Source organism: Paenibacillus sp. Paensp38 (assembly GCF_059491915.1).
In genome coordinates, this window is the sequence record NZ_CP168516.1 from 3598675 (window position 1) to 3624752 (window position 26078).

Genomic DNA, 26078 nt, shown 5'->3' on the forward strand with positions numbered 1-26078 from the left:
TTACTGCGCCCCTTTGCCTGTAAACAGAACCGTGGAGCCTGTTGGAACCGATGCAGCAAGGTCTGGCAATGCTACTTTAACACCGAAGGAACGGACATCCTTGTCACCGGAGCTTTGGCTCGGTTTTTGAATGGCAAAGTCAGCAGCCGATTCTAACAGAATGACTTTACCCTTCAGCTCCTTACCGCCAGACAGCAATTTAATTTGGACTGTATCCCCTGCTTGAAGACCGTTCAGAGACGTTTCAGGTACATAGAATTTAGCCCAACGTTGTGTCGAAGTTTCAATGGTATAAACCGGGAACCCTGCACTAGCCATTTCACCTAAGCTAAGCGACTTGGATTTTACGATTCCATCCTCGGACGCACGCAGCGTAGTGTAGCTCAAATAGGTCTGAGCCTCTTGAAGTGCGGCTTCCGCTTGAGCTACCTGTGCATTGGCACCTGCAACCGCAGATTGAGCCTGCTCAACTGTGGATTGCGCCGCCTTCACCGCAGATTGCGCTTGTTCTACCGAAGCCTGAGCGGCTTTGACATCTTCCTGTTGCAGAGCAACTTTGCCCGCTCCTGCCTGTGCTTCCTTCACCGCAGCCAAGGCTTGACGGTATTGAGCTTCAGCCGCCGTAATTTCCTCCTTGCGGCTTCCCTCCCGTGCCATATCCAATTTTTGCGACTCCGCATTATACTTGGCCACTGCCTGTTGATGTTCCAATGTCGCTTGATCCAAAGATGCCTGGGTTGCTGCACCGGCTTCTTGAAGCTTTTTGGCACGCTCCAGATTTTTAACGGTCAGGTCCAGCGTTTCCTTGGCTACCTTTACAGATACTTGCAATTGCTCAAGCTCCTGTGGTCTTGCCCCGCTCTTGAGGGCATCCAGTTTTGCCAAGGCGGCGTTCGCAGCCGCTTTGGCCTGTTCAATCTGGCTGGAGGAAGCCTCTGCGGTCACACTGACCGATGTCGTGCCTTGGCTTTTCTTGGCCTGAGCAGCACTCACAGTAGCCTGTGCCTGGCCTACGCCTGCTTGAGCCTGCAACACTCCAGCTTTTGCTTTGGATACATTACTCTTGGCTGCCAGCAATGCCGCCTGTGCCTGCTTCACCTTATCTTCCAACTCGCGACTTTCCAGATGGGCTAACACCTGCCCTTTTTTAACCTGATCGCCTTCTTTGACGAGCATCTGGTCAATCCGTCCTGCCATTTTAAAGCTGGCATTGAGGGTATCCGACTCCACATAAGCCGTAGGAATGGAAGAAGACTGATCCGCAGACAAGCTGCTTCCACCCCGTGGAAGAGCAGTTAAGGCATATATCCCAACCGCGATTAAAATAATAAGTACGACATAAATCGTATATTTTTTAGCTTTCATGTTTTCATCACTCCATCTGTATATTAATGTTGCATGCCCAATGCATTACACACAAAAACTTCAATACTTTCACGAACCTCTTGCAGATTCATCGTTTCGCCCCAAACCATTGACCTCATCGGTGCAAAAATGTAAATCCCAAATAAGCAATTGGCTGTTGTTTTGGCATCCAGCTTACTTGAAATTTTCCCATGAAACTTGCCGGAATCGATCTCTGCCTCCATAAAATCAAAATAGTCAGCCAGCACCTGCCTAATATTAAAATGCTGCTCTTGCGAAACCCAGCCCTTACTGACCAATAGACGGCAAAAGTCCGGTTCTCTCACAATAAACTCAATATGTACTTGGATTAGCTTGCGAATCCTAAGCTCCACCTGATCTTTAGGAGTATGAGCCATTGCTTCATGGATATCCCGGACAAAACGCTCCATCCCCATCTTCAAAATGTAAATGTACAATTCTTGCTTGTTTTTAAAATTGTAATACAGGGTTCCTTTGGCTATGCCACAAACTTTGGCAATTTCCTCCATATTTGTTTCATTAAATCCTCGTTCAGAAAAAGCTTTGAGTGCGCCGTTAAAAATAATTTCCTTTGTCTGCTGTTTCATGCTTCCTCCTTTTTTGAACTGACCGTCCAGTACAAAAATTATGTATTTATTATAAGCCCATTTTTAGTTATCCAGCAATAGGAAAAATAAAAATATTTCATTTTAGACAATTCGTCTAAACGCTTATTCTAAAAGTGAAAATGCAAAAACGGATCGAATAAGTGAGGGGGTCACTCATTCGATCCGCTATGTCATAAAATCGGATGATAAGGGGGCCATTCTACGGATTATCAACCGATTTTAAGGGAAGGCCGACTATTTTTTCACGGTTTGATTATATTGCGCAATTTTGCCTGTGATTTCTTGGGTAGCTTGATCCAATGCCTGTTTGGGCTGTTGCTGGCCACTCAGCACAGCCTCGATTGCACCTTCGACGATTTGACGCGCTTCTGGGAATACGCCCATCACTGCGCCCTGTGTAGCGGTGGATTGTGCCGATGCATGCAATTGGTCAACCGCCGTCTGGAATTGCGGATATTTTACCATATTGTCTTTAAGTACCTTTTCGTCATAGGCCGCTTTCGTGATCGGGAAGTACCCGGTATTCACACTCCATTGTGCCTGTACAGCTGGGGAAGCGACGAATTTAATGAACTCCCATGCTGCCTTCTGCTGGGCTTCGGGCTTGTTGTTCATGATGTACAAGCTTGCGCCGCCTACAACCACGCCGCCTTCTTTAGCTTCATTGGCTCTTGGCAGGAATCCTGTGCCTACTTCAAATTTATCGCCAACCTGCTCCACAATATTACGCAGCGAAGCGGTGGAATCCAGCGTCATTGCAATTTGCCCTGCGGAAAAAGCCTTTGCCGTATCGTCCGAGTTACGTCCCAGATTGGATACAACCTTTTCATCGATCATTTTCTTCCACCACGTTAGGGTTTTTACACCTGCATCCGAATTCAGCATGGATTCCGTTGCCGCTTGATCACGACCATTGCCATTATTCACATAATCTGCGTTCTGATTGGCAAACAGTTGTTCCATAAACCAGCCGTAGATGGCAATGGAAGCACCGGATTTACCATCCTTGCTCAAGGCTTTAGCAGCCTTTTCGAACTCATCATACGTTTTCGGAGGATTAGCTGGATCAAGTCCTGCGGCTTTGAATGCATCCTTGTTGTAATATAAAATCGAGTTTGACGTATTGAACGGCATCGCGTTCAGTTTACCATCAATCGTATAGTATCGTGTAATATTCGGCTCTAGCTGTGACAGATCGAACTTGTCTGCATCAATAAATTGTTGTACGGGTGTGATCATTTTGGAGTCGATCATGAATTTACTACCGATTTCATATACCTGAATGATGTCCGGTCCGCTGTCGGAACCAAGCGACGCTTTCAGCTTGTTCAAGCTGTCATCATATTTGCCTTGATATACCGGCTCTACCTGAATGTCCTTATGACTGGCGTTAAAATCAGCAGCGATCTGCTTGATTGCTTTTTCACCGTTACCGGACATCGAATGCCACCAAGTCAGCTTCACTGGGGAAGCCGCTGCTGCTCCATCACTACCATTACTCGGCTTCTCTGCAGCAGTATTATTGCTACAACCTGCTGCAACCACCATGGCAGTCAGAATAAGCAGGGTCAATGCACTTTTCAGACGAAAAAATCTCATAATCTCTCTTCTCTCCCTTTGATTAAATGATTCTTGAATTGGCATTCTCTTGCGATATTCTTGTGTGTTGAAGCTCTGTATATGGGCTGCTTGCGCAGGTGTTGCTTTCTTTTGACATATGTGGTCAGCCTTTAAGTGCACCCGCTGCCATTCCACGAACCAACTGTTTTAGTCCAAAGATCAGCAGGAGCAGAGACGGTAAAATGACAAGAGCCGTACCCGCAAATACCAGATTCCATGAAGTCGATTCCTGAAATTCGAGCATGGATATTCCAATCTGTACTGTACGCATATTCTCGCTATTGGTGATCAGTAAAGGCCAGAGATACGAATTGTACATATTCAGGAACGAATACACAGCCAGTGTTCCGAGCGCAGGGCGCGATAACGGAAGCACATGGAACAGAAAGTAACGGATATGTCCGCACCCATCCATACGAGCCGCCTCGAACAGTTCCTTGGGAAGCTGGAGAAAAAATTGCCTTAACAGGAATGTCCCGAATGCCGTCGCCAGAAAAGGAACCGTCAACCCTTGATATGTATCAAGCCAATTCCAGCTCCGTACCGTCAGGTAGTTTGGAATAATGGTCACTTCCCAAGGGATCATCATTGTCGCAACAAACATGCTGAAAATGAAGTTTTTTCCCTTGAATTCCATTTTGGCAAAGGCATAGGCCGCCAAGCTCGCTGTAATCAGTTGCCCAATCATTGTAAGACCCGAAATGAGAAATGTATTTCCAATAAAGGCTGCAATCGGAACGATTTCAAACACTTCAGTAAAATTGGCCATATGAAAAGAATGCGGGAAAAAGCTTGGTGGGTAAGCGCTCGCTTCCTCGGGAGACATGACTGCCATAAAAAACGTATATATAACCGGATACAAAATGAGAGCAGCTGCAATCGTAAGCAGCACATACAGCAATGTAGAATTCAGGTGTCGTTTCATTGGTAATGCACCTTTCTTTCCACCCATTTGAACTGAATCATCGTGAGCAGCAGAATGACAGCAAACAAGACAATGGCCTGCGCGCTCCCCGTTCCGAACCGGAAATTAACGAAAGCTTCCTGATAGATGGAATATACGAATACATTTGTACTGTTCACCGGACCGCCTTTGGTCAAAATGTTAATTTGAGCAAAAGACTGGAAGGCTCTAATGATAGAAACTACGGTTACAAAAAAGATCGTCGGTGATAACAGTGGCATGGAGATACGCCAGAACGTGACGAGCGGGCCAGCTCCGTCCATTTTGGCACTTTCATACATATCATCTGGAATCCCTTGAAGTCCGCTCGATAAGATAATGTAATTGAAGCCTAGATTCATCCAGATGGTCATTATGGCTACTGAAAACAGCGCCCAATCGGGGCTGGTCAGCCACGGAACCGGATGGATATGTAGCAGGGAAAGCACATAGTTGAACATCCCCAGTGTTGGATGAAAAAGAAATTTCCAAATGACCGCAGATGAACCGACCGACAACACCATCGGCAGCGAAAAGGCAAACTGGAAGATACGCATTCCCCGCAATTTACTGTGTGTAAGTGCAGCCAGTACCAGCGCCAATAAAATACCTACTGGTACGGTTAACAGTGCAAACAGGAGTGTCACCTTAATCCCTTGCAGAAACAGTCCCGAGCTGAAAAGTGTAGTGAAATTATCTAATCCTACATATGCTGCAACGTTTCCTGCGGGATCTGTAGAATGCAAGCTGAGATAAACGGACTTGATCATCGGATAAAACATAAATACAGCAAACAAAATAAGCGATGGAGCCAAAAAGGTATACGCCAGCGCGTTTTCGCGCAGTCTTTGAATTTTTAGCGAACCCGTGCGTATGCGGGCTTTAGACGAAGTCTGTTGCTGACTCCTCGTCCCCAGTCCCATAGATTTGTTAAGCTCACCCAAAACGGAGCGCCCCTTTCTTTTCAAACCAACCTCAGTAAGTGTATCGTTTCGATGTAAAGGGAACGTCAAGTGGGCTGGAGTAAAATGTTAATGTTTTTTCTTATTGTAAAAGCAACTCTCTATAGGTATGAGCACAAGGACGGTTATAACCCTGTTGAGCTAGCGTTCGATCCAAATACAATCTGTCTAGTTAAAAAAACAAAAAAACCTCCAATTCCGTAAGGAGCCTGCCATTGGCCCATTACGAAGTTGGAGGTTTTAGTTATCTCTATACAATCTCCACTCGGCAGGTGGGTGAACACCTCGTTCACACCCTGATTAATCAGCGTGATGTTCCCTCAAGAATCCGACAAATAGATCTAATCTTGAGTGATTTGAAATGATGAATCTTAGAAACGGGGAATGGTATGCGCTCTTTCTTGGCAAGCTAATGTGAGAATACGTTAGAACGGAGAAGAAGCCTGATGAAATATGACCGATTACTATCTGCAAGTATCGCTGTTTCCTTGTTTTGTGCCAGCTTGTGCCCCACAACCTATACAAATACTGCACAAGCCGCATCTTACACCTCCCCTACTCCTACAAAGGGAAGAGCCTATTATGAAGAACGCGGCGACATTGTATGGGAAGTTCCTACCCATCGCAAGTTGATTGCCCTCACATTCGACGACGGACCGGATGGAAGCAATACGCCTGCCATTTTGGATTTGCTTAAAGAATACGATGCTAAAGCGACCTTTTTTGTCGTCGGCAGTCGTGTAGAAAAGCTGCCTCACCTTGTCAAGCGGGAACGAGAAGAAGGGCATGAAGTTGGCAACCATACCTTCCTTCACTCATCCTTTCAGTATATTTCTCGCAACAAAGCTCTGTCCGAATTGGATCAAGCTCAGGCGAGCATCGTACAGGCAACTGGTGCGGGGACCCATCTTTTTAGGCCACCCGGCGGCTCCTATACCGATTCGCTGGTCAAGCTCTCCAAGGAGAAAGGTCTCAAAATTATTTTATGGTCCTGGCATCAGGATACCTTAGATTGGCGAAAACCCGGTGTACATCGTATCGCTAATAAGGTCCTTCGCAATGTCCGTAACGGCGACATCGTCCTTATGCACGATTATGTATATAAAAGTACACAAACCGTCGAAGCCCTGAAAATCATTTTGCCCGAACTAAAAAAAAGGGGGTTTACCTTCGTCACTGTGTCTGAGCTGCTTGCCAATCGTAAGACGCCCGAAGGACTGATTGAAGTGAATAAATAGTAGATAGAAACAAAAAGACTCCGCCAGTTACTCGCCGACGGAGTCTAATTACTATATGTGACACCCAAAGGACTAATTAAGTTCAATAGTTGAAGAGATAGGTATTTGTAATATAGTCCTTTTATATGAAATTCTTGGTTACACAATACGTTCTTTTTACGGCAACTATACTTACGAATTACAATTACAACTATTTAAAGGAGGCAATTACAATGAAAAAAGCAATATTGACTGTAGCGTCCCTTGCTGTATTTCTGTCAGCAGGATCGATGGTTTCTGCGGCTGCACCCGCAACAGAAAAACACGAGCAAAAAATGCATCAACATAAGGTTCATGCAAAACATGAACACAAGATGCATGCCAAGAGCAAGCATGAGAAAATACACAAGCTACATGCGCGTAAAGCTGCTCCTGCCAAAATCATAGGAGAAAAAAGTATTCATGCGAAAAGTTTGAAAGCAAAGGCAACAAAATTACCAAAAACTTGGATTCGGTGGCGCGAGCGAGCAAATGAATTAGGGAGGGTTAAAAGGAGAGGGTTAGCTTTATTAAACCCTCTCTCTTTCTTCATATGAACAATACATGGATCATTCGTATAGGAGTATTCTTAATTTTGCTGGGAAGTACGAGCTGTTCATCCTCTGTTGAACATCATCATAACTCTACCTACGCCCCGGCCAAATCTGAAATTCAACAAGTTAAAATAGCGAAGCCCTTACAGGTTAAAAATAAACCTTTTCAAGGAATCGTTCCATATATGCTCGATATTCCTGAGGTTCGTATTCATTCAATTATAGAACCGGTTACATTCTTAGAAAATGGTCAGATGGGCGTTCCAAGCAACACAAATCGAGTAGGTTATTTATCTACCGGTATATTGCCAGGGGCAGCAGGTAAGGCAATTATGGATGGACATGTAGATACATACACGGGCCCAGCTGTTTTTTATCCTCTTAAAAAACTAAAAAAGGGGGATTTCGTGTATGTGACTGGCGGTGGCGGCTGTAAGATTCAGTTTGCTGTCGAGTCTGTAAAATTTTACTTAACTTCCGAAGCACCGATTCAGAAAATTTTTGGTCCTACAGAAGAGCATCGTTTGAACTTGATTACATGTGCAGGTCGCTATAGCCGAAGCAGAAAAGAACACGAGGGAAGGCTAGTAGTTTACACCAAATTAGCACACATGAATTCAGCCTGTGAGAAACTTACTCAGGATAAGGGCAATTCCAAAACCAATTAAAACATTTTCAAGGAGAATGAATAATGTGCTTAAGATCGCTAAATTGCAATTGCTGTGCATGATCTTAATAATGATCCCCGCTTACAGCTTCTCTTCATTTCGTGTACAAGCAGAGCCAGCAAAACAAGATGACGTTATTCCTTTTCTTCAAAAGCTGTTTAATGATCGCACCCGGTTGTTGATGGATCAGGATAAAAAGCATATCGAGGACTATTATTTAGTAAAGCACAATCGAAGCAACTACGCATACCTTCATGAAATGAACAGAGCGGAATATATTCAGGAATGGGCCAAGCATCGAAAAATGAAATTCGTGAATGCAGAAAGCTCCATTCGGATATCCCGTATAGAAGTGTTAGGCGATACGGCAAAGGTGTCACTTGTTCAGTCCTTAAAATTGAGTTATGAGTATATCGACAGCTACCCCGGTCAGCATGATTTTGGAATTGGAACACGTCATGGCATTACACTTAGAAAAAAAGATAGCCGTTGGTACGTGGAACGTGAATGGTATTCAGATCCACTGGAAGAAAATCCAAAAAAAATTGAACCGCTTGATTCAAGTTTTATTCCTCATAAAGACTCGGTGCCATCAGAGAAGGTTATCCATAATTACAATAGAGCCCGAGCCATTGACTATGCTAACAAGTATGCTGGAATAACATGGGGAGCAGGAAATCGTCAGCGATATAACCCAAAATACCTGGATTATAACTCCAAAGGGGGCGACTGTACCAACTTCTCCTCCCAAGTTATCGGAGACAAGGAGGAAGGTGGAGGACTGCCTATGAAATCTGGGTGGCATTACTTGTATGGTAACGGCGGAAGCCAAGCCTGGGTTCAAACGGACGCTTTTAAAAATTTTCTGATACGCTCCGGCTATGGGAGGATTATAGGACAAGGGAGCTTCTCAGATGTTGTCCGCGCGGTCAATGGTCAGCAGCATCAATACAGACCACAGTTGCTGCCAGGTGATTTGATTGCTTACGTATTAAAAGGAGATGTAGACCACTTCTCCGTTGTTGTCGGATTCGATGAGGGTGGCTATCCTTTAGTTAACTCCCATACGGCAGACCGTTTCAGGGTTCCCTTCGACTTGGGATGGGATAGAAACACCCAGTATTTATTGATTCATATACAAGATTAAGCATCTTGAATCGCAACACTTGCTCATATCCCAAAGAGTACTGTCATAGAAATAGAATGGACAGCTTCTAATGGGGTGAAAAACGATTTGAAATTACCTCTTTTATTAAAACAAACTATGGTGAGAGCTAATGCGATGATCGTCGTGAAAGCCATAGGTCTAATCGGAAAAGTATTTATGATACGGCTAGTTGGAGCTGAAGGAATGGGCCTTTACCAGTTAGTCTATTCCTTCTACAGCTTAGTATTGATGATTATTTCCGGGGGATTGCCAACAGCGTTGGCTATGTTTACAGCTAAACATACGGCAAAAGGCTGGCGGTTGTTCAAAATTTTTTCAATACCCATAATTCTAACGGGATTGGCATGCAGTTTATTGACCTATTGGTTTTCAACGCCCCTTGCTAAATTACTCGGCTATCCGCAGATCAATTTTGTGATTCGATGCCTAGCCCCAGCTATACTGACCGTTCCCTTGTTAAGTCTGCTGCGTGGATATTTGCAAGGTCTTGAAAAGTACACTGCGATCGCCATTTCGGAAATCATAGAGCAAACTGCCCGGATCGGTACTTTGATGTTGCTAGTGCCATTATTTATCCAATCCGGCATCGAGTTTGCTGTTGGTGGAGCGGTACTTGGAACTTTTACAGGCGCGTTGTTATCCTTTGCTGTGCTTATTGCTTTTTTTATGTATAACCGCCCTTCTGTAGCTTTATCCCCTCCATCAATTCGAACAGATTTACCTTTAGTAGTACAAGCTTCCTTTGCTATTGCGCTTACACGTTTGCTCATACCTACGTCTGATTTTATGGATGCGATCATTATTCCCCAACGGTTACAAGTTGCCGGGGTTTCTTCTAAAGAGGCAGCGGAGATGTTCGGTATTGTTACTGGCATCGCCCTTGTTGTCGCTTATATGCCTACTGTGATTACAGGCGCGTTAACCCATACGCTCACTATGAAAATAACAGCAGACTGGCAAAATAAGAAGTACAACTCATTCTATAAAAAAGGCTATGCCGCTATTGAGGTAGCGTGGGTCTGGGGATTAGCCTCAGGTTTTTTCATTTTTAAATATGCCCCAGATATCTCCCTACTTGTTTTTGATATACAAAATGCCGAAATTCCTATTAAATCGTTGGCTATGCTACCATTACTCGTTGGATGGCGGGAAATCACAACTAGCGTCTTATGGGCACAAAATCGGAAGAAAACTCCCTTTATCGGCCTTTGCACAGGTGTACTTGCCAATTTCATCATTCTTTACTCCTTGGTTGCCATTCCCGATTTCGGGTATACCGGCATGTCCCTGGGGATCATAACGCTGGAGTTGATCGCAACAGGTTGGAATTTCAAAGTCCTTCAACTCTTTCAACGTGCCAAATCCTGTTTAGCCATTATGCTGTTAGTAGATATTTTAGTTTTTGAAGCCATTCTTATAGTGGGCATGTTGTGTTCCAAGACGTTATCCTCATTGGAATGGCCAGAGACGGCTCATATAATTGTGGAGGTAATCCATTACTGCTTCTGGTGTGCTTTGTATTTAAAGGTTCGATTAAAAAGCGTTTTCAAAGAGTAGGAAAGGCTTCTCATAAGTTTATCAAACTTATGGGAAGCCCTTTTCTATTTGAATGTTAGCATTTAGCTATGTGTATCATTCTTTTGCCGAGCTGCTCAAGTACAGTCTGTCATACTGATTCCTTGAGTTTTCGTCTGGAAAATGTATGTGCGTTAAGCGAAGTTGTATTTACTATTACTGCTACGTCCAAGCTCAACGCTTTGGTTCATGCTTTGGTTCATGCTATCTTTCAGTCCAATGTTTTGGAGGCAAGCCATTGCATCATCGTTGTTTTCTTTCCGTTAATCACCTTCGATACTTCGTTGTTATATACGTAAATCCAAGACCAATGGCCGTTGTATTCATACGGTGTTTGGTCGCTCTTCTTGTACAAACCAGAGGTATCCACTACGTTATCAAATAACGACATATGAACATCCTTTGCTCCAGCATTCACTAAACGGTTGTAAGTCGGAACCGTATAATCGTTGGGCGGAACCACGGTGTCGGTTTTGGCAGCCACAAACCAGATCGGCAGGTCCTTCATTTCGTTAATCTGTTCATCGGTTATAAGACTATCCTTCAAGGCTTCACATGCAACCACAGCTGCTGCAAAATAATCTTTATAGTCACGGATCATCAGCATAGTCATGTAACCACCGTTGGAGTCTCCACCAATGTAGATTCGATCTGTATCAATGTCTTTGTTTTGGGCCACGTAATCCTTAATTAAGGACATCAATGCTTGCTCATACTTGGAGGTTCCGTCCCCAAAGCTTGTAAAGCCATCCATCCAGTAGGTTGGGGTCTGAGGTGCCAACACATAAGCCCCGCCAAAATAGGATTGGATATCCTTAGAGGCAAAATTTGCTGCTTTATTTCCGGCAATCGGAATCGTTGGATCGGTACCTCCCTCACCCATACCATGCAGCCAGATCACCAAAGGGTTTTTCACTTTGTCTTTTGCCGGTGCATAGTCTGCGTAGGTTAAAGTAACTTCATCAAAAGTAGATTTACCGGTCGCAAATTGATCAACCAACTTCCGTATCTGTCCTGCGGAAGTATCAATCTTCAAATCGGAAATCGTTCCGGATTTGGTTTTAATAGCTTTTTGCTGCGTGATCGTGTATTTGTTATCATTCCATGCATTAAACCCGGAGCCTGCCGCATCATAATGAATAGCGGAGCTTAGTGTTAATGTCGGACCGATTTCCATTTCCAATACAACATAGCTTCCGGTTTTATTTACAGGATTGCCACTTTTGTCCGATACATAGGCCTTGGTGACTTTCCGGTTGCCATTTTCAATAAAGGGATTTAACAACCGATTGTCGCTTCTTCCCACATGCACCTTAAATGTATCCTTAGTTATCGCATCTTTAGGGACTGGCTTACCCAGGTTAACAATGATCTTCGTAATGGCTGCTCCCCAATCCTTAACTTCCGCAACCGTCCGGTATGAGGTGGGCTGTATCTTTACATCCTTGGCCCATGCACCGGAGCTGAAAACAAGAGTCGTACCGATAGCTAAAGTGAGTAACATAGTTGTCTTAGCAGCCTTTTGAAACCGTTTAAACATGATGTCTTACCTCCCAGATCCATTAATAGAACGCTTACATTGTTTATTTTAATAATCTTTTTAATTTGCATCCTGTCTTTTATTAGCCTAATTCAGGTCAATTACTGACTCCTTGCTCCAGAATACCTCTTGTTCTCTTTTCGATATTGATGCGGTGTTGCCTGGAAAACCTTCTTAAATACCCTGGCAAAAGACTTCTCGTTCGGAAAACCGTGCTCCAACGCAATTTGTATGATGGAATGATCCGTATTCATAAGAACACGATAAGATCTCTCCAGACGGATGGCATTGATATATTGAAATAGAGTCATCCCTACATGCTTCACAAAAAAACGGGACAAATATTCGGGAGATAGTCCAAAAACCTGGGCTATGGAATCCAGGGATAAGCTTTGATCGTAATTCTCTTTGATATAATTGGTTATCAGCGTCAGCCGCTCCAAATATTTATCAGAGTTAAAGCCGGGGATAGATTCATTGTCCATTTTAAAATGCATTAATAACAGATACACCAGTTTATAAGATAGCGATGTTAAATGGATATGTGCTAAAGAATCATTATGCTGATTGAGATAAGCCACAAATAAGGTGTTTAGCAAATCACGCAGCTCCGCAAAATGCTGTAATCTCTGCTCGTTAGTTTCGAAAATGGATATACAGTCAAATGAAATGGGGTTACTGCCGTTGACATTTGCTCTAATAAATTCAGAAGGAATCAGAACGGTTATGGCCTCTCTTCCTTTTCCCTTAGCCACAGAAAAGGAATGAATAGCATTCGAATTAATGAGCACAATATCTCCTTCTTTGGAGCTATAGCTCGCACCATCAATATAGATATGGTCAATTCTTCCTGAAAGTACATAGGATATTTCGATGCTATCGTGCCAATGCCCAGGTATGTATGCTGGTTCATTGGAGGAATGAACTATAATTTTTAACGGAAAATGATTATCTGCCTGGACCAGCTCATATTTGTATTCCAAGTTTATCGCTCCTCTCAGATGTGACCTCATAAATAGAAGAAAATGGCTTCAGCAGAGTGCCGAAACCACTTGTATTTAACCTCCCTCTCTCTATAAACAAAAAAACCTAAGTATAACAAAATACATAAGATCCTTGGATCTTAACATTTTGTTCCTTAGGTTTTGCCTGCGTAACAGTAACAATCCTAGTGCTATTCATTTAATTAAGCTAAGTATATAGTGGGTTGAAATACATGTCAACGCTTTCATTTTAGAGCGTAATGAAGTGAAAAAACTGGATTGATTCTCGCCGATAAACGTTTCTGAACTTAACTCTTATTTTATAACATGGTTTGTTCCCTGTTCAGAAAATTTCATTTGCCTATATTCATTCATGTTATTCTTTCTAGCGTCCAATATTCTAATACCCTCTGAGATTCTGTGCTAGAATAGGATTTTATCTGAAATTGTTTTTCTGAATTGTTCATTAAATCACCTCTAAGGATTATTTTTGTGCAAGCATATTATGTTCTAAATTGATTTTGTTATGTAACAAAAATGGATGTTTTCCATAAACACATACTTCATAGGTTCTTCTTCAGCTCATAGTATCGACCAGATCCATTCTCTGATCTTATTGTAAAAAATGATACCGGGTACCCTAAACATGAAAAAATGCAAAGTCCAAATTTAAAGGAGGCAGCTTTTGTAAGGAAGGACAACCAAAAAGAGCCCCAGAAAATCCCAGGGCAGGTTCTACTACTTTGAAGTTTTTGGAAGTGTGATAAATTAACCTTAATACATATGGTTCCATTTTGACTATTCTGCTTTATCTCCAGTCAACCAGCTAAGACCATCGATTAGGCCTTGTTTCTTGAATTTTTGATAATTCGCTTTTGCTTCCTCCTTTCCGCCTCTTACGATCTTCAGTTTGTTACTGGATCTTGTTTGTTGGATGTGTCATTAAAAACGTTTCTGGATTTTTGAGAAGTTATTTGTTGTACCAACATCTTGGGTCGCAGTAGCGGATATATTGGCAGAATCAGTTACACTTGCAAAGATCGCACTCGGCACGACAACAGCACAACAGCTCCCAACAACTAATAGATAAGGCTGATACAAAGAATAATTTCTTTTTCATATATTATTCCTCTTTGTATTACTAGGTGGTAATGACAGCCATCATTGAAATTGTTAAATCCAAGTGTCTTGTTTGTTTTTTGAGGATCTTAGATGAACAAGAACCAAGTTGGCTGTATTTTTAATTCCATGGAAAATAGTATCCTCGTTGATTATCTCAGATCTAACCTTACTATAGTGATCAGCAATTTCTTTTAGAGTCCATCCTTTAATTTGATAATCTACGAGCCATTTAAAATGTTCTAAATTTCTCTTCTCTTTATCTTTTACATATCCTCGTTCTTGAAGGAATTGCTCTGTTCGTTCACGATATAGATTTTTATATTGTTCATAATATGTGTCTATGAGTCTCTCGAACTCTTTCCAGGTTTCTTTCCGCGGATCCCAACCCTTCCCGCCCTCCCATGGTTGTGTAAGTGAGTTAGTTTTAGACGAATCCATGATTTTAGCTTCAATAATATTGCTCTTACTTTCGTCAAACATTCTAAGCATTTCAAAAGCATGGATATTTGGTTTATCGTTTCCAGACAAACAGAATATATCTTCTGGGGAAAACACGAAAGGGAAATATCTCGAAAAAAATGAATGATATATTTTTTCTTGTTTACCGACACTTCTACTTAATTCAATATCGTCGTGTTCGTCCTCAAAGTAGAGATACTCTGATAATGATAACTGTTCCTCATACGGCCAAGAGCATTTGTAAATTGACATTGCGCGAAGAGCCTCCGGACCGACTTCAAGATCTTCAGCGTGCTTTTTTATATTCAGCTGTCTTTCTTTTCTTGATTCCTCTTTCCGGTCATCATAATAGTTAGCAATCCCCCATAGAGCCAAATTTAGGTACAAGTCTCCATCTCCTGTTAAGTGGTACTTAGTAGCCCAGCCGTATAGACTCTCTTTTAATTTCATATATTCAGGAAAGTAATCTGTGCGGGCTGCTTTTATTAGTTTCCAATTTGACGGCTCTTCATTGGGAGTCAGTTCCTTTTGACTTGCATACCATTGAAAAGCTTGTGTATAGCTTTCATAAACGCCATGTTCTAATTGTTCCAGTACATCTGGTGCCATTTGTTCTATTAACTTTACAAACAATGATATGGCATCGTGTTTTCCTGAGTCTATTAACACTGGTGAACCATTATATTTGATCCGATTAGGATGATAGTACAAACCCCTCATATGTTTCGGTCTCCCTTCAAAGTAAAAGATTTATTTCTATTCTAGAGTATATAAGTCAATGGGAACATGAATTGCAGCAAATCGATTCTAATTCAACTAAGAAAACAATCAACAAACCTTATGTACTACTACCCACGGTTATTTGTGAGGATCACCTATAAGGATCTTTTACAACAAAGAGTTTCTCCCTACAGCAAACGAAACAAAAAGATCAGTGCTGATCTTTCTCGTTACAACCTACATTTTCTATTAGACTCTTATTAGTAAAATTTCTTCAGTATGTTACTAAGGCAATAATTCAGATTCTGTTATAAATAATAGCACTCGAGCCAATTCGCTAAGGATCATTCCCCCTTTCATTCAACAGTTGAATCATTCCTCAATTTCGCGTGGGATCACTTCAATAATATTCAAAATCATTTTCTTTATAAGGTAATAATTCTACAATAGGCAGCATCGTTATTGAATTAAGCACTTGTCTTCTTAGAGGACAACATTTTTCTTTCGTTTGTACTAGCATCTCTACCAAATTCATTCCGGCTGATTAGCCTGACACTATTGGATTTAGCCAACTCATAGGCCTGTGATGTAAAGTTGCTATTGGTGACAACCCATGCACCATTTGCTCTATAATGTGCGCGGGCGCTCCGCACTTCCTGAACAATATGGAATTTAGTACTCAACCTATAGACGATCATACCGTTCAATTTATAGAAAAATACGCCATGTCCTTGGCGTATAGTTTCGTTAAAATATTAGTGGTACCCCTTGACAAACATTAGCTGGTTTTCTTGTCTTGCACTTGTTTCCAGGCGTTAAGTGTACTCAACTTCTCGCTTTCCTTCTTCTGTAAAAATGATCTGAGTTTTTTTTCCATCAGGATCATCTTATACATCAATTTTAACATAGTTATGCACGGTTTATGGATTCAGGATAATGACTCGGGCAGTATTTGCCTGAGCTTGATATTTTCTTTCATTATTTTTTCTCTTTCAAAGAAAGCATGGCTCCTTCCTGTCTACTCATATGGTCTTTCGGTCTAAATGTTCCGTCCGAATACCCTTGGACCATATAATCTTCGTAAGACCCATAATCTCCCCTTTGGCCCACTGAGCAATCTTGTCCTGGTCCAAGTATACCACTGATTCCCTCTCTCATTTTCGGTAGCCTGAATCACTCTTGCATATGTATATCCAGAGATAACTCTTACTAGACCGACCGTTGCTAAGTGCTCAGCTTGTGTACCCAACAGAACTTTTTTTAGCATTCTTTTTAAGCTCGACTGAATGGAAAGGGTTAGAATAGCCTGTATCTGAATAATCATGATCAACCTCGCATGCTTTCCCGTTTTGGAGACGATAAGAATTATCATAAAGAGTCTGGCAAAATGCTGGCGACCCTATTGCATACGCTTCAAGGCACATCCTACATTTACCAAGGCGAAGAAATCGGAATGACAAATGTGCGCTTTGAAACAATCCAAGAATACAAGGGTATTGAAATCCTCAATATGTATAAAGAATACATGGCTGCAGGCCAAGATGAAGCCTCCATTATGAATTCTATCTACATCAAAGGACGCGACAATAGCCGCACTCCTATGCAATGGAATGACTCACCGCAGGCCGGATTTACAACTGGTAAGCCCTGGATCGGTGTTAATCCTAACTACAAACAAATTAATGTAGAATCTTCGCTGTCTGATCCAGATTCTATTTTTCATTATTATCGTCGGCTAATTGAACTGCGCAAGCAGCATGACATTATTGTTTATGGTGACTACTCAATTGTTGCAGAAAATCATGAGAAAGTTTTTGCTTATCAGCGAGCATTGGGTAACGAACGACTGGTGGTAATTCTCAACTTTTTTGGTGAACCTACGAGTATTTCTTTTCCAAAAGAAAGCTCTATTCCTCAATCTGGAAAACTACTGATTTCCAACTACAAGTCGGAAACTGCACTTGTTGATACTCAAAATATTACATTGAGACCATATGAAGCTAAGGTTTATTTATACACAGTGTAATCAAATTTTTCAAAGGTCTTCCACACCATACTGTTCAGTGAGCCGAAGGCCAGTCTGGGGACAAAGCTTGCCGTTCGATTTCAGAGGGCCTGCGTCAAGATGCCAGCAACAAGCTTCGAGTAACGATCGTTTCACCTGGATCCACACAATTGGATTCCCTGGACGCCATAAAGGACTCAGAGATGAAAGCCAAACTCGAAGCTTATCAGAACATTGGGTTATCCCCCTACTCTATCGCTAAAGCTATTGCGTTCGCAATTGAGCAACCAAATGGCGTGGGTAAGTGAAATAGTGGTCCGCCCCACAGCGCAAATGTCCAGGGACATCCTCATTAATGATCAATAAGGATCAGGTGCCACCTCATTACGAAGTTTCTTGATCTCCGCAAAAACTCAAAAATGCACCTCCAATTGTTAGTAGTGGTTAACAATTGGAGGTGCATTTCATATCCTTTAGCTTCTTTTATATTACATGAATGATTAATATCAATCCTTAGGCAATTCATTAAAGAAAGCGACATCTTCTATCGATAATCTTACCGTCCGGTGTCCGGGCTTCACCGCCTTACCGATGGCGATAAGCATAACTGGAGCGTATCTCGCCGGAATATCAAACTCTTCTACAAATTTTACTTGGTCAAAGCCGCCCATCGGGACCGTATCATAGCCTTTTGCACGGGCGACAAGCATTAGCTGCATGGATACCAGTCCACTATCAATAAATACTTTTCGGAGTACATTTTCTGGAGGCATACTCGCGAACAGTCTTTGGTATCGCTCCACGAATGATTTAGCTGTCTCTTCAGGCATGTACCCCGCATCGACCGCCATCCCGTAAACTTTCTCGGCCAATTTATAGCCTTCCAAATCTCCGAGTATCGCAATGACAGCTGAAGCCTCAATCACTTGCTGCTGGCTGTTGGCGATCGGAAGCAGTTTTTGTTTTAGCTCCTGCGAGTCGATGACGAGAAACCTCCACGGCTGGAGATTGGCGCCAGAAGGAGCCAGTGTAGCTAGCTGCAATATATCCTTCATTTCGTCCCGTGAGATCTTTACTTCGGAATCATAGTACCTTACAGATCTCCGATCTTGAATAACATCGAAAAACTGCGCCTCCACCTTCTGTGACGATTGTTCAACGGACATGCTTCTCTCCTCCCCATAATTACCTTGCCCCAAGTTGGCACAAGATGTTCTAAATAATTAGTAGTAGACCTTCAAAACAAATTCAACCATTGCAGTTAAATAAGCTTTAGTGTTACTATAAATTATTAAGTGTCTACTTTAAAGTAGACACATTATTTTTATATAGCTCAATAAATTAGACTAACTATACTATAGTAAGGAATGATTTTGTGGATATAAGCAAAGAGGACGAACAATGTCTGATCTCCATTCGCGAGGCGTTGGAGGTTGTTCGCGGAAAATGGGCTATTTTGGTACTCACCTTACTTAGTCTGGGTCCGCAGCGATTTAATCAGATGCGAAGATATTTAGACAATGTCAGCATCAAGTCTTTAACGGATGTCCTGCGTCATTTTGAGCGGCATGAAGTCATCAACCGCCAGGTGTTCCCTACCTCACCTGTTACTGTTGAGTATTCGCTAACAGATAAAGGAAGGGCGTACATACCTGTACTTCGGGAAATGCGCATATGGGGTGAAACCTGGGGAGGAACATCGGAAGCGCGTTGATGATGGCGAAACCCCGCTTGGGTAAAGTAATAGTTTAGACTGGATCTTAAAAATGAAACGGCAACAGCTAGGGACCAGAAAATAAAGTCCTAGACTGTCACCGTTTCATTCAACTAATGTTCACTGTTTAGCACAATCGTTATTTCTACTATACGTTTTCGCGAGACAGGCTACAATCGAATGGGATTCAATAATATACAGGCCGCAAAGAAGGTACTGTTCCCAGGAAATCTGGAGTGCAGTACCCTCTTTGTTAACGGACTTATTCAATTAGCTTCATCAATCGTCTAATTTTATTGTGTCCGTCTTGACTGAAGCGATGTTCTGTGGTGTCAGTCCAGGACCGGTGCGACGGGTGCCAAACCATATAATGATGGTGACTAACACAAGCACCGCACAAGGCATCAGCATGATCTTTGCCCCCATTCCTGCCGAACGGTCGACGGCGGTCAAATCAGCTAGAACAATTAATACAAAAACTACCTAATTCAACTCAAATTGAATATGCAAAATTACTTGGCGTAGCACAAAGCTGCATTTCACAACTCATGAAAACCCTAACCGAAGAAAAAGCCATACAAAAGTGATTTTTTTCGTAATATATTGAAAGAGACTGTTTAATCTAAGCTTCCTATCCCCTCCCCTTTCCATGTAGACATATAGGTGAAGTCTTTGGTCTAATCTTAATAGACCCACTATGTAGTATCTACCTAGTGGGTATTTTTACTATCAAGGTACTCCGTTTTCATTTACACTAGTTCACTTAATATAAGTACACTATGGATCTTCCACGAGCTGATTTTTAAGAGGATACACAAATGGTATATACCCACGTAGTAGTTGTGTAGTTAGAAAAAAGGTTGTAAGGCTTTTCTAACTAACCCAATTGAATTACTTTTTGAATATCCCTATACAACCTTATTCAATTTAATTTTCAGGATTTTTTATGTGATTTTTTGTGATTCAAATAACGAAATATTCACCACATATCGGCCTCATCAACAATTTCCTTCTTATATTCTCTAAAATACCTCTTCCTAAACAGCTGGCATTTTAACGATCACATATCATAATTGTGGCTTGGCAACTTGGAAAAATGTACTGAAATTAATTTATTGACATGAAACCAGTTACATATTTTAATCTTGTTTTGTAGCGAGAGATCATAGATAAGCATGTGACCAACTCGTTTTGAATTTTTTTAAATACATTTTAAATGTCCATTATAAAGTATTTAAAAAAAGAGTTTTATGAATTTCACAGGAGGCGAATTTGATGGGAATATTAGGTGGATATATTGACCACGTGCGTTTTGATGGGTTCGTATTTTATCATTAGCGCAATTGTATATTCGCAAAAGTTCAAATTCTGGTGGAAAACATGCAAGTGAAATACGTCGATCATTGCAATCAGAAGGATAAACAAGACCAACAAAAAACAGGAGGGTAATAAGTATGATTAAACTTGTAGTCACTGATCTAGACGGAACATTTCTGAACAATAAAAGTTTGTACGATGTCGAACTTTTCGAAAAAGTTTATGCAGAGATGCAGCAAAAAGAAGTCACATTTGTCGCATGTACAGGTAAACAATGTGAACGTGTTGAAAAATTGTTTGACGAACATGGCAAGGGAGTTTGGATATTGGGTGACAGTGCTGCTCGAATTAAAAAAGATGGCCAAGTAGTTAAAGAGTTTAGTATTGATCGAGATCTAGCTCTACAGGCGATTGATCAAATTCAAGACTTCGACAACAATATGACACTTATTGTATGTGCAAGTGATGCTGCGTACGTTCATTCTTCCATTTCAGAAGATATGTATAACGTTGTTAAAGGCTCCTATGAACGTGTATTAAAAACAGACTCCTTTGCAAACATAGATAGCTGTTTTATCAAAATTACGGTCTTCGACACGGAGGGACGAAGTACAGCATTAAGAGCGCATGTTGAGAATACGTTGGGTGGACAAATTTATATTGTTGATTCAGAAGCTAGATGGCTGGATATCACGGCATTGCATACGCATAAAGGTGAGACAGTAAAGAAACTGCAAGAAATGTTGGGCGTCACATACGAGGAAACAATGTCATTTGGTGACGGCGAGAATGATGTGGAACTCATGGCAATCGCGAAATACAGTTTTGCAGTGAGTAATGCTTGTGAAAATACTAAAAAGGCAGCAAACTTTATTACTAAGTCAAACGAAGAAAATGGTGTTCTTCTCACGATTCAAAAAATACTGGATTTGCAGTGATCCTTGTCTGTCAACTGGTATTGCATTATGTAAAGGAGCGGGGCAATGGTGTGATTGCCCCCCTCTTTTATCATTTGAGTTGCAGAAACAGGCACTTCCAATGGTTATTATGTACCGAAAAAGAAATGATTTATGAGCAGACTCATCACATGTATCAATAAAGAATGAAATTTTTGCGGGATATGTTGCCCCAAAATATCTAAAAAGACGCAGGCATGTTAGCGCTCTCCGTGAAAAAAACAGGTTGTTCCTCTACGTAAAGTCCGTACTCCTTATTGTTTGAATTTCTATATTACGCTTTTGAAAAAATAATATTTGATTGGAAGACTGTTGTAATCCAGATTATTTCAAATCGGTTTGTATTACTTCCATTCAAGTTGAATCGTTATTCGAAACTTGTTTTCGATAATTTTGCGGAACTACACCCATCTGTTTACGAAAAATGGATGAAAAATAACTAGCACTTTGAAAACCGCAGGCAAGTGCAATTTCACTTATGGATCTTCGTGTTTCTTTTAACATTTCGCAACTTTTTTGAAGACGATATTGAGTGACATAATTGTTGGGTGTCTGGCCCACATACTTGTTAAATAATGTACAGCAACGGCTTCTGCAAACGGCTCCTGCGTAAGCGATCTCCTCAAGAGTTATTTTTTGATCATAGTTTTGATGAATGAAACGCGTCATTTCTTGAACATGCGTCAATACTCCAGGTTGCCCAGAAATGGGTTGCAAATGATCCCCTATTGTTGCACACAAAGATAAAGCTTGTGATGCCAGACGAAGCTGATTTGGAGGAGTATGGTTCTTATGCATTTCCTGATAGATTTCTTGAATGGACAGTAATATTCTTTGCTGCCAATCAACCTGATCTGTAAGTACAACAAAATCAGCCATCATTAAACTAAACTTTTCCCCCCAGTATGTTTGAATAAATGAAGGCTTCTCACCAAGGATAGAGGGATGAATGACGACGACAAGGAATAAACAATCTTTATGGTCTGCAAGAGAATAGCCGAAATGCAAACGTTGGCTATTCACAAAAAGTCCATCCCCTTGATGCAATCGAGTGATACTTCCATTCACAGAGAAATCCATCGATCCTTGTAATATGTAGATAAACTCTATGTCCAAATGCCAATGCGCTACTGCTGCATAATTGTTAAATTGATGAAGGCTTCCCTTTCGGACATAAAGCGGTAAATCAGGAAGATTATAATTCAAACGTTCTGATAAATCAGAAAACACCTCTAAATTTGTCATCAAAGAGCCCCCCCTTTGTAAATATACGATTTTTATAAAATTATAGCCAATATTAATGGAAACAACAATGATATTATCCTATCCTTATATTGTGTAGATCAGTGGGGGAGGACAGGAGATAGGTGAGAAACCGCATACAACTCAAAGGATCTAATCGTGATTTTAATCGGGAGTTAATGACGCTCGTCATTCCCATTGCATTACAAAATTTAATATCAGCAACTGTGATATCCGTTGATGTAGTTATGCTGGGCATGATTAGTCAATCCGCAATGTCAGCTGTATCACTCGCAGGGCAAATTACTTTTGCATTAACATTGTTTTATATGGGAATGTCAGCGGGGGCAAGTATCCTCACTGCGCAATACTGGGGGAAAAAGGATACTTCAACCATACAGCGCATTCTTAGTATCGCTTGCATGTTCTCCTTTTGTGTCTCCATTTTGTTTTTTTTATCTTCCTTCTTTCTTCCGGGTACACTTATGCGTTTATTCACCAATGATGCAGAACTGATTCGATTCGGCTCAAGGTTTTTACAAATGAATTCCTTTTCTTATCTTGTGATGGGAATATCGCAGATGTATCTCAGTGTGATTAGAAGTATGGAAAATGCAAAACTTAGTGCGTGGATTAGTTCCTTATGTTTGATTTTGAACATTTTCTTCAATGCCATTTGCATTTTTATTTTATTCCCATCAAGGCCCGAACTGGCCATTTCAGCCGTAGCTCTTGCCACGGTTTTAGGACGGATTGTTGAACTAGCGTGTTGTGTGATTCATTCCATAACCAAGGGATCCATTCGTTTTCGTTTGCCTGTACGTGACGGCATTCAACGTAATTTATTAAAAGATTTCCTAAAATATACTCTGCCTGTACAGGGGAATTATATGGTTTGGGGAGGAGCTCTTACCGCTACTGCTGCAATTATTGGACATGTGAACTCCGATCTGGTAGCCGCAAATTCCATAGCGTCTGTAGTTAAAAATCTAGCAGTGGTTCTCTGTGGAGGCATCGCTACTGGGGGCTCTGTACTTGTTGGGAAGTATTTGGGACAGGGTGAAATCGAGAAAGCAAAGCATGCGGGCAACCAAATGTGCTTTTATGCTTTGATATTTGGAGTCATTGCAGGCTGCACGATTCTGTTCATTAAACCATTGGTATACTCTATCGTCAATTTGAATCCAACTGCTCAAAGTTACCTAGATGGGATGCTTTACATTAGTGCGTATTATTGTATAGCCAAATCGTTTAACTCCACAACTATAGCGGGTATATTCACGGCTGGTGGGGATTCTAAATTTGGATTTTGGTGCGATACTGTCGTCATGTGGCTTATTATTCTACCGCTTAGTTACCTATGTGCTTTTGTTTGGCAAGTCTCCCCCATTTTCTTATATATCGTCATCAGCCTAGACGAGATGATTAAACTTCCCATTGCTTTTATTCGATATCGACAGTTTAAATGGCTTAACAACATCACTAGAAACTTTGCATAAACCTGATCATAAATAAGGTTTTGCAATTTACTCTAATAAATATAAGCATGTATAAAGGAGAATGTGGCATGAATATCCAAGAAAGAATGGCTAGCAAACAATTATTTACAGATCACGATGCTAATTATCCGAAAGAGGCTGCAGAGTTGGCAAAAGCACGCCAGCGTGGTAAGGCAATATGCTATGAAATTAATAATTTGCATCCAGATGATGTTGAAATGCGCAAAACGTTAATGAAACAACTTTTTGGAAGCATTGGAGAAAATGTATGGATGGAGCCGCCCATTCGCATGTCTTATGGTTCAAATACGACCGTAGGAAATAATGTATATATCAATTTCAATCTAACCGTGGTTGACGACTATAAAGTTACGATTGGTAATGATGTCATGTTTGGCCCGAATGTAACGATTGCTGTAACGAATCATCCTGTACATCCAGAAAAGCGCAAAGAAGGCGGGATGTTTGCATTACCAGTGGCCGTTGAGGATGGGGCATGGATCGGGAGCGGAGCAATTATTGTTCCAGGAGTCACGATTGGCAAAGAGAGTGTAATTGGTGCTGGTAGTGTGGTAACCAAGGATATCCCGGCGAATGTAATAGCTGTTGGAAATCCATGCAGAGTTCTTCGGGAGATTACGGATCATGATAGAGAGTTCTACTATAAAGACATGCGTTTTGATCAAGTTGAATGGTAAGAAAAAGTGACCAGTAAGTTTTATAGAATAAAAATACGGCTCACATAAAGTCAAATGGAACCATACCATCTTCGATCATCTACCTTCCGGAGAGGAGTTTTTCGATGAATATAATTTATTTTTTTCTTACAATAGTTTCCCTTTATTTTGTCATTACAGCAATTGTGCATTCACGCCACACTCACTTGGTAGCCGATAAAATGCAAAAACAGTTTGAACATTACTTTAATGAAGATGCGCATCAAAATGATCAGCATATCGTATCAAATTAATAACAATGCATACAGTAATAATAAACAAAAAAGCTAGCCGCGATGGCTAAAAGCACCATTTTTTTGAAGGATGGTTACTTAGAAAAACATGAACTGGCTGAATTTTTAAATGTAGTTAATGAACATGGTTTAGCTAATGACATTGAAATCTTTCACTTGCTTGCCTTTTCAGGGATACGATCTGGGGAACTCTGTGCTTTAAAAGATACGGACTTTAACTTTGAATTAAATGAGTTACGAATAACCAAGACACTTTACAATCCTGATAATATGCGTAAATACATTCTAACTCCACCCAAATCTACAGGATCTATTGGTAAATTTAATATAATTGATAACGTTATGAATTTGCTCCAAAGACACATTGTTAAACAACAAGCTTTCAGACTTGAATGCAAGAAATTATTTGATGATTATCATGAAAACAACTTTGTTTTTGCCCACAAGAACGGCACTCATTCAAAAAAATATATTAATCCGTATGGAACGTATTCTCAAGAAAACCTCAATTAAAAAGAAAGCTACTCCTCACATTTTTCGGCACACTCACATATCGATGCTGACTGAAGCTGAAGTTGATATCAAAACAATCATGAAGCGAGTTGGTCATGATGACGCAAAAACGACATTGAAAGTCTATACACACGTTACGGAGAAAATGAAGAAAAATGCCAATGCGAAGATTAAAAATCACTTCTCAGACATCCTTCAAATCTGACTCGTTGCAGAGAATGTGATTTTTATGTGATTTTTATGTGATTTTTATGTGATTTTTATGTGATTTTTATGTGATTTTTATGTGATTTTATAG

23 protein-coding genes and 1 pseudogene are annotated in these 26078 nt (G+C 41.0%); 12 read left to right on the plus strand and 12 right to left on the minus strand.

Features of this window, described 5'->3' with window-relative positions:
- The 5 genes from ACEN8J_RS15855 to ACEN8J_RS15875 form a co-directional block, all read right to left on the minus strand.
- Positions 1-1365 (minus strand): HlyD family secretion protein, encoded by a 1365-nt coding sequence (locus ACEN8J_RS15855; protein WP_341039052.1) that lies wholly within the window; start codon positions 1363-1365, stop codon positions 1-3.
- A gap of 23 nt (positions 1366-1388) precedes the next feature.
- Positions 1389-1973, minus strand: a complete 585-nt coding sequence (locus tag ACEN8J_RS15860) for a TetR/AcrR family transcriptional regulator (RefSeq protein ID WP_069011115.1) — start codon at positions 1971-1973, stop codon at positions 1389-1391.
- A gap of 255 nt (positions 1974-2228) precedes the next feature.
- Positions 2229-3593, minus strand: coding sequence for an ABC transporter substrate-binding protein (locus ACEN8J_RS15865; RefSeq protein WP_495593696.1), 1365 nt, complete (start codon positions 3591-3593; stop codon positions 2229-2231).
- Between the two features lie 124 nt (positions 3594-3717).
- Positions 3718-4539 carry a carbohydrate ABC transporter permease gene (locus ACEN8J_RS15870; protein WP_029516315.1) on the minus strand — a complete coding sequence of 274 codons (822 nt, stop codon included), beginning with the start codon at positions 4537-4539 and terminating at the stop codon, positions 3718-3720.
- Positions 4536-5501: a carbohydrate ABC transporter permease gene (locus tag ACEN8J_RS15875; protein ID WP_495593697.1), complete on the minus strand. Its 966-nt coding sequence runs from the start codon at positions 5499-5501 to the stop codon at positions 4536-4538. The genes ACEN8J_RS15870 and ACEN8J_RS15875 overlap by 4 nt, the downstream gene beginning before the upstream one ends.
- Before the next feature lie 464 nt (positions 5502-5965).
- Between ACEN8J_RS15875 and ACEN8J_RS15880 the strand changes: the two genes are divergently transcribed.
- The 5 genes from ACEN8J_RS15880 to ACEN8J_RS15900 all read left to right on the plus strand — a co-directional run bounded on the left by ACEN8J_RS15880 (position 5966) and on the right by ACEN8J_RS15900 (position 10722).
- Positions 5966-6757, plus strand: coding sequence for a polysaccharide deacetylase family protein (locus tag ACEN8J_RS15880; RefSeq protein WP_318626946.1), 792 nt, complete (start codon positions 5966-5968; stop codon positions 6755-6757).
- A gap of 212 nt (positions 6758-6969) precedes the next feature.
- Positions 6970-7332, plus strand: coding sequence for a hypothetical protein (locus tag ACEN8J_RS15885; RefSeq protein WP_230584953.1), 363 nt, complete (start codon positions 6970-6972; stop codon positions 7330-7332).
- Positions 7333-7370: 38 nt separating this feature from the next.
- Positions 7371-7997 carry a class F sortase gene (locus ACEN8J_RS15890; RefSeq protein ID WP_241113492.1) on the plus strand — a complete coding sequence of 209 codons (627 nt, stop codon included), beginning with the start codon at positions 7371-7373 and terminating at the stop codon, positions 7995-7997.
- 25 nt (positions 7998-8022) lie between these two features.
- Positions 8023-9144 carry an amidase domain-containing protein gene (locus tag ACEN8J_RS15895; protein WP_029516312.1) on the plus strand — a complete coding sequence of 374 codons (1122 nt, stop codon included), beginning with the start codon at positions 8023-8025 and terminating at the stop codon, positions 9142-9144.
- Positions 9145-9231: 87 nt separating this feature from the next.
- Positions 9232-10722: an oligosaccharide flippase family protein gene (locus tag ACEN8J_RS15900; protein WP_029516311.1), complete on the plus strand. Its 1491-nt coding sequence runs from the start codon at positions 9232-9234 to the stop codon at positions 10720-10722.
- 229 nt (positions 10723-10951) lie between these two features.
- Here the strand turns inward: ACEN8J_RS15900 and ACEN8J_RS15905 are convergent, their stop codons facing one another.
- The 5 genes from ACEN8J_RS15905 to ACEN8J_RS15925 form a co-directional block, all read right to left on the minus strand.
- Complete coding sequence (locus ACEN8J_RS15905) at positions 10952-12280, minus strand: prolyl oligopeptidase family serine peptidase (protein ID WP_430025162.1); 1329 nt, start codon at positions 12278-12280, stop codon at positions 10952-10954.
- A 101-nt stretch (positions 12281-12381) separates the two neighbouring features.
- Entirely contained in the window at positions 12382-13263 is an 882-nt protein-coding gene (locus tag ACEN8J_RS15910; protein ID WP_029516309.1) for an AraC family transcriptional regulator, read from the minus strand.
- Positions 13264-14436: 1173 nt separating this feature from the next.
- Positions 14437-15564 (minus strand): hypothetical protein, encoded by a 1128-nt coding sequence (locus tag ACEN8J_RS15915; RefSeq protein ID WP_029516308.1) that lies wholly within the window; start codon positions 15562-15564, stop codon positions 14437-14439.
- A gap of 467 nt (positions 15565-16031) precedes the next feature.
- Positions 16032-16262, minus strand: coding sequence for a restriction endonuclease (locus ACEN8J_RS15920; protein ID WP_080658594.1), 231 nt, complete (start codon positions 16260-16262; stop codon positions 16032-16034).
- A gap of 280 nt (positions 16263-16542) precedes the next feature.
- Positions 16543-16722, minus strand: coding sequence for an S-layer homology domain-containing protein (locus tag ACEN8J_RS15925; RefSeq protein WP_412178752.1), 180 nt, complete (start codon positions 16720-16722; stop codon positions 16543-16545).
- A 142-nt stretch (positions 16723-16864) separates the two neighbouring features.
- Between ACEN8J_RS15925 and ACEN8J_RS15930 the strand changes: the two are divergent.
- Positions 16865-17590, plus strand: a pseudogene (locus tag ACEN8J_RS15930) (alpha-amylase family glycosyl hydrolase); the annotation flags it as partial.
- Between the two features lie 485 nt (positions 17591-18075).
- On the opposite strand, the gene ACEN8J_RS15935 reads toward ACEN8J_RS15930, so the two are convergent.
- Positions 18076-18735 (minus strand): nitroreductase family protein, encoded by a 660-nt coding sequence (locus ACEN8J_RS15935; protein WP_495593699.1) that lies wholly within the window; start codon positions 18733-18735, stop codon positions 18076-18078.
- Between the two features lie 209 nt (positions 18736-18944).
- Between ACEN8J_RS15935 and ACEN8J_RS15940 the strand changes: the two genes are divergently transcribed.
- Together ACEN8J_RS15940 and ACEN8J_RS15945 are read left to right on the plus strand one after the other, a co-directional pair.
- Positions 18945-19283 carry a winged helix-turn-helix transcriptional regulator gene (locus ACEN8J_RS15940; protein ID WP_307348518.1) on the plus strand — a complete coding sequence of 113 codons (339 nt, stop codon included), beginning with the start codon at positions 18945-18947 and terminating at the stop codon, positions 19281-19283.
- Between the two features lie 1454 nt (positions 19284-20737).
- On the plus strand, positions 20738-21538 hold the full coding sequence (locus ACEN8J_RS15945) for a Cof-type HAD-IIB family hydrolase (RefSeq protein WP_342425805.1): 801 nt from the start codon (positions 20738-20740) through the stop codon (positions 21536-21538).
- 372 nt (positions 21539-21910) lie between these two features.
- Here the strand turns inward: ACEN8J_RS15945 and ACEN8J_RS15950 are convergent, their stop codons facing one another.
- Positions 21911-22801 carry a helix-turn-helix domain-containing protein gene (locus ACEN8J_RS15950; RefSeq protein ID WP_495593702.1) on the minus strand — a complete coding sequence of 297 codons (891 nt, stop codon included), beginning with the start codon at positions 22799-22801 and terminating at the stop codon, positions 21911-21913.
- Between the two features lie 176 nt (positions 22802-22977).
- Between ACEN8J_RS15950 and ACEN8J_RS15955 the strand changes: the two genes are divergently transcribed.
- The 4 genes from ACEN8J_RS15955 (at position 22978) to ACEN8J_RS15970 (ending at position 25985) form a co-directional block, all read left to right on the plus strand.
- A complete protein-coding gene (locus tag ACEN8J_RS15955; protein WP_495593703.1) occupies positions 22978-24297 on the plus strand; it encodes an MATE family efflux transporter in 1320 nt (439 codons plus the stop codon).
- 68 nt (positions 24298-24365) lie between these two features.
- The gene (locus tag ACEN8J_RS15960) at positions 24366-24995 is read left to right on the plus strand and encodes a DapH/DapD/GlmU-related protein (protein WP_495593704.1); all 630 of its coding nucleotides are present in this window, start codon (positions 24366-24368) and stop codon (positions 24993-24995) included.
- 314 nt (positions 24996-25309) lie between these two features.
- A complete protein-coding gene (locus tag ACEN8J_RS15965) occupies positions 25310-25780 on the plus strand; it encodes a site-specific integrase (protein WP_495593705.1) in 471 nt (156 codons plus the stop codon).
- Positions 25749-25985, plus strand: coding sequence for a tyrosine-type recombinase/integrase (locus ACEN8J_RS15970; protein WP_495593706.1), 237 nt, complete (start codon positions 25749-25751; stop codon positions 25983-25985). Before ACEN8J_RS15965 ends, ACEN8J_RS15970 begins: the two co-directional genes overlap by 32 nt.
- The last annotated feature ends 93 nt before the right edge of the window (positions 25986-26078 follow it).

Excerpts from the sequence above, each read along its gene's own strand:
- ACEN8J_RS15855 (WP_341039052.1), bottom strand. The coding sequence starts at position 1,365 with ATGAAAGCTAAAAAATATACGATTTATGTCGTACTTATTATTTTAATC.
- ACEN8J_RS15860 (WP_069011115.1), bottom strand. The coding sequence starts at position 1,973 with ATGAAACAGCAGACAAAGGAAATTATTTTTAACGGCGCACTCAAAGCT.
- ACEN8J_RS15865 (WP_495593696.1), bottom strand. The coding sequence starts at position 3,593 with ATGAGATTTTTTCGTCTGAAAAGTGCATTGACCCTGCTTATTCTGACT.
- ACEN8J_RS15870 (WP_029516315.1), bottom strand. The coding sequence starts at position 4,539 with ATGAAACGACACCTGAATTCTACATTGCTGTATGTGCTGCTTACGATT.
- ACEN8J_RS15880 (WP_318626946.1), top strand. The coding sequence starts at position 5,966 with ATGAAATATGACCGATTACTATCTGCAAGTATCGCTGTTTCCTTGTTT.
- ACEN8J_RS15885 (WP_230584953.1), top strand. The coding sequence starts at position 6,970 with ATGAAAAAAGCAATATTGACTGTAGCGTCCCTTGCTGTATTTCTGTCA.
- ACEN8J_RS15905 (WP_430025162.1), bottom strand. The coding sequence starts at position 12,280 with ATGTTTAAACGGTTTCAAAAGGCTGCTAAGACAACTATGTTACTCACT.
- ACEN8J_RS15915 (WP_029516308.1), bottom strand. The coding sequence starts at position 15,564 with ATGAGGGGTTTGTACTATCATCCTAATCGGATCAAATATAATGGTTCA.
- ACEN8J_RS15920 (WP_080658594.1), bottom strand. The coding sequence starts at position 16,262 with ATGATCGTCTATAGGTTGAGTACTAAATTCCATATTGTTCAGGAAGTG.
- ACEN8J_RS15925 (WP_412178752.1), bottom strand. The coding sequence starts at position 16,722 with ATGAGAGAGGGAATCAGTGGTATACTTGGACCAGGACAAGATTGCTCA.
- ACEN8J_RS15935 (WP_495593699.1), bottom strand. The coding sequence starts at position 18,735 with ATGTCCGTTGAACAATCGTCACAGAAGGTGGAGGCGCAGTTTTTCGAT.
- ACEN8J_RS15945 (WP_342425805.1), top strand. The coding sequence starts at position 20,738 with ATGATTAAACTTGTAGTCACTGATCTAGACGGAACATTTCTGAACAAT.
- ACEN8J_RS15950 (WP_495593702.1), bottom strand. The coding sequence starts at position 22,801 with ATGACAAATTTAGAGGTGTTTTCTGATTTATCAGAACGTTTGAATTAT.
- ACEN8J_RS15955 (WP_495593703.1), top strand. The coding sequence starts at position 22,978 with ATGACGCTCGTCATTCCCATTGCATTACAAAATTTAATATCAGCAACT.
- ACEN8J_RS15960 (WP_495593704.1), top strand. The coding sequence starts at position 24,366 with ATGAATATCCAAGAAAGAATGGCTAGCAAACAATTATTTACAGATCAC.
- ACEN8J_RS15965 (WP_495593705.1), top strand. The coding sequence starts at position 25,310 with ATGGCTAAAAGCACCATTTTTTTGAAGGATGGTTACTTAGAAAAACAT.
- ACEN8J_RS15970 (WP_495593706.1), top strand. The coding sequence starts at position 25,749 with ATGGAACGTATTCTCAAGAAAACCTCAATTAAAAAGAAAGCTACTCCT.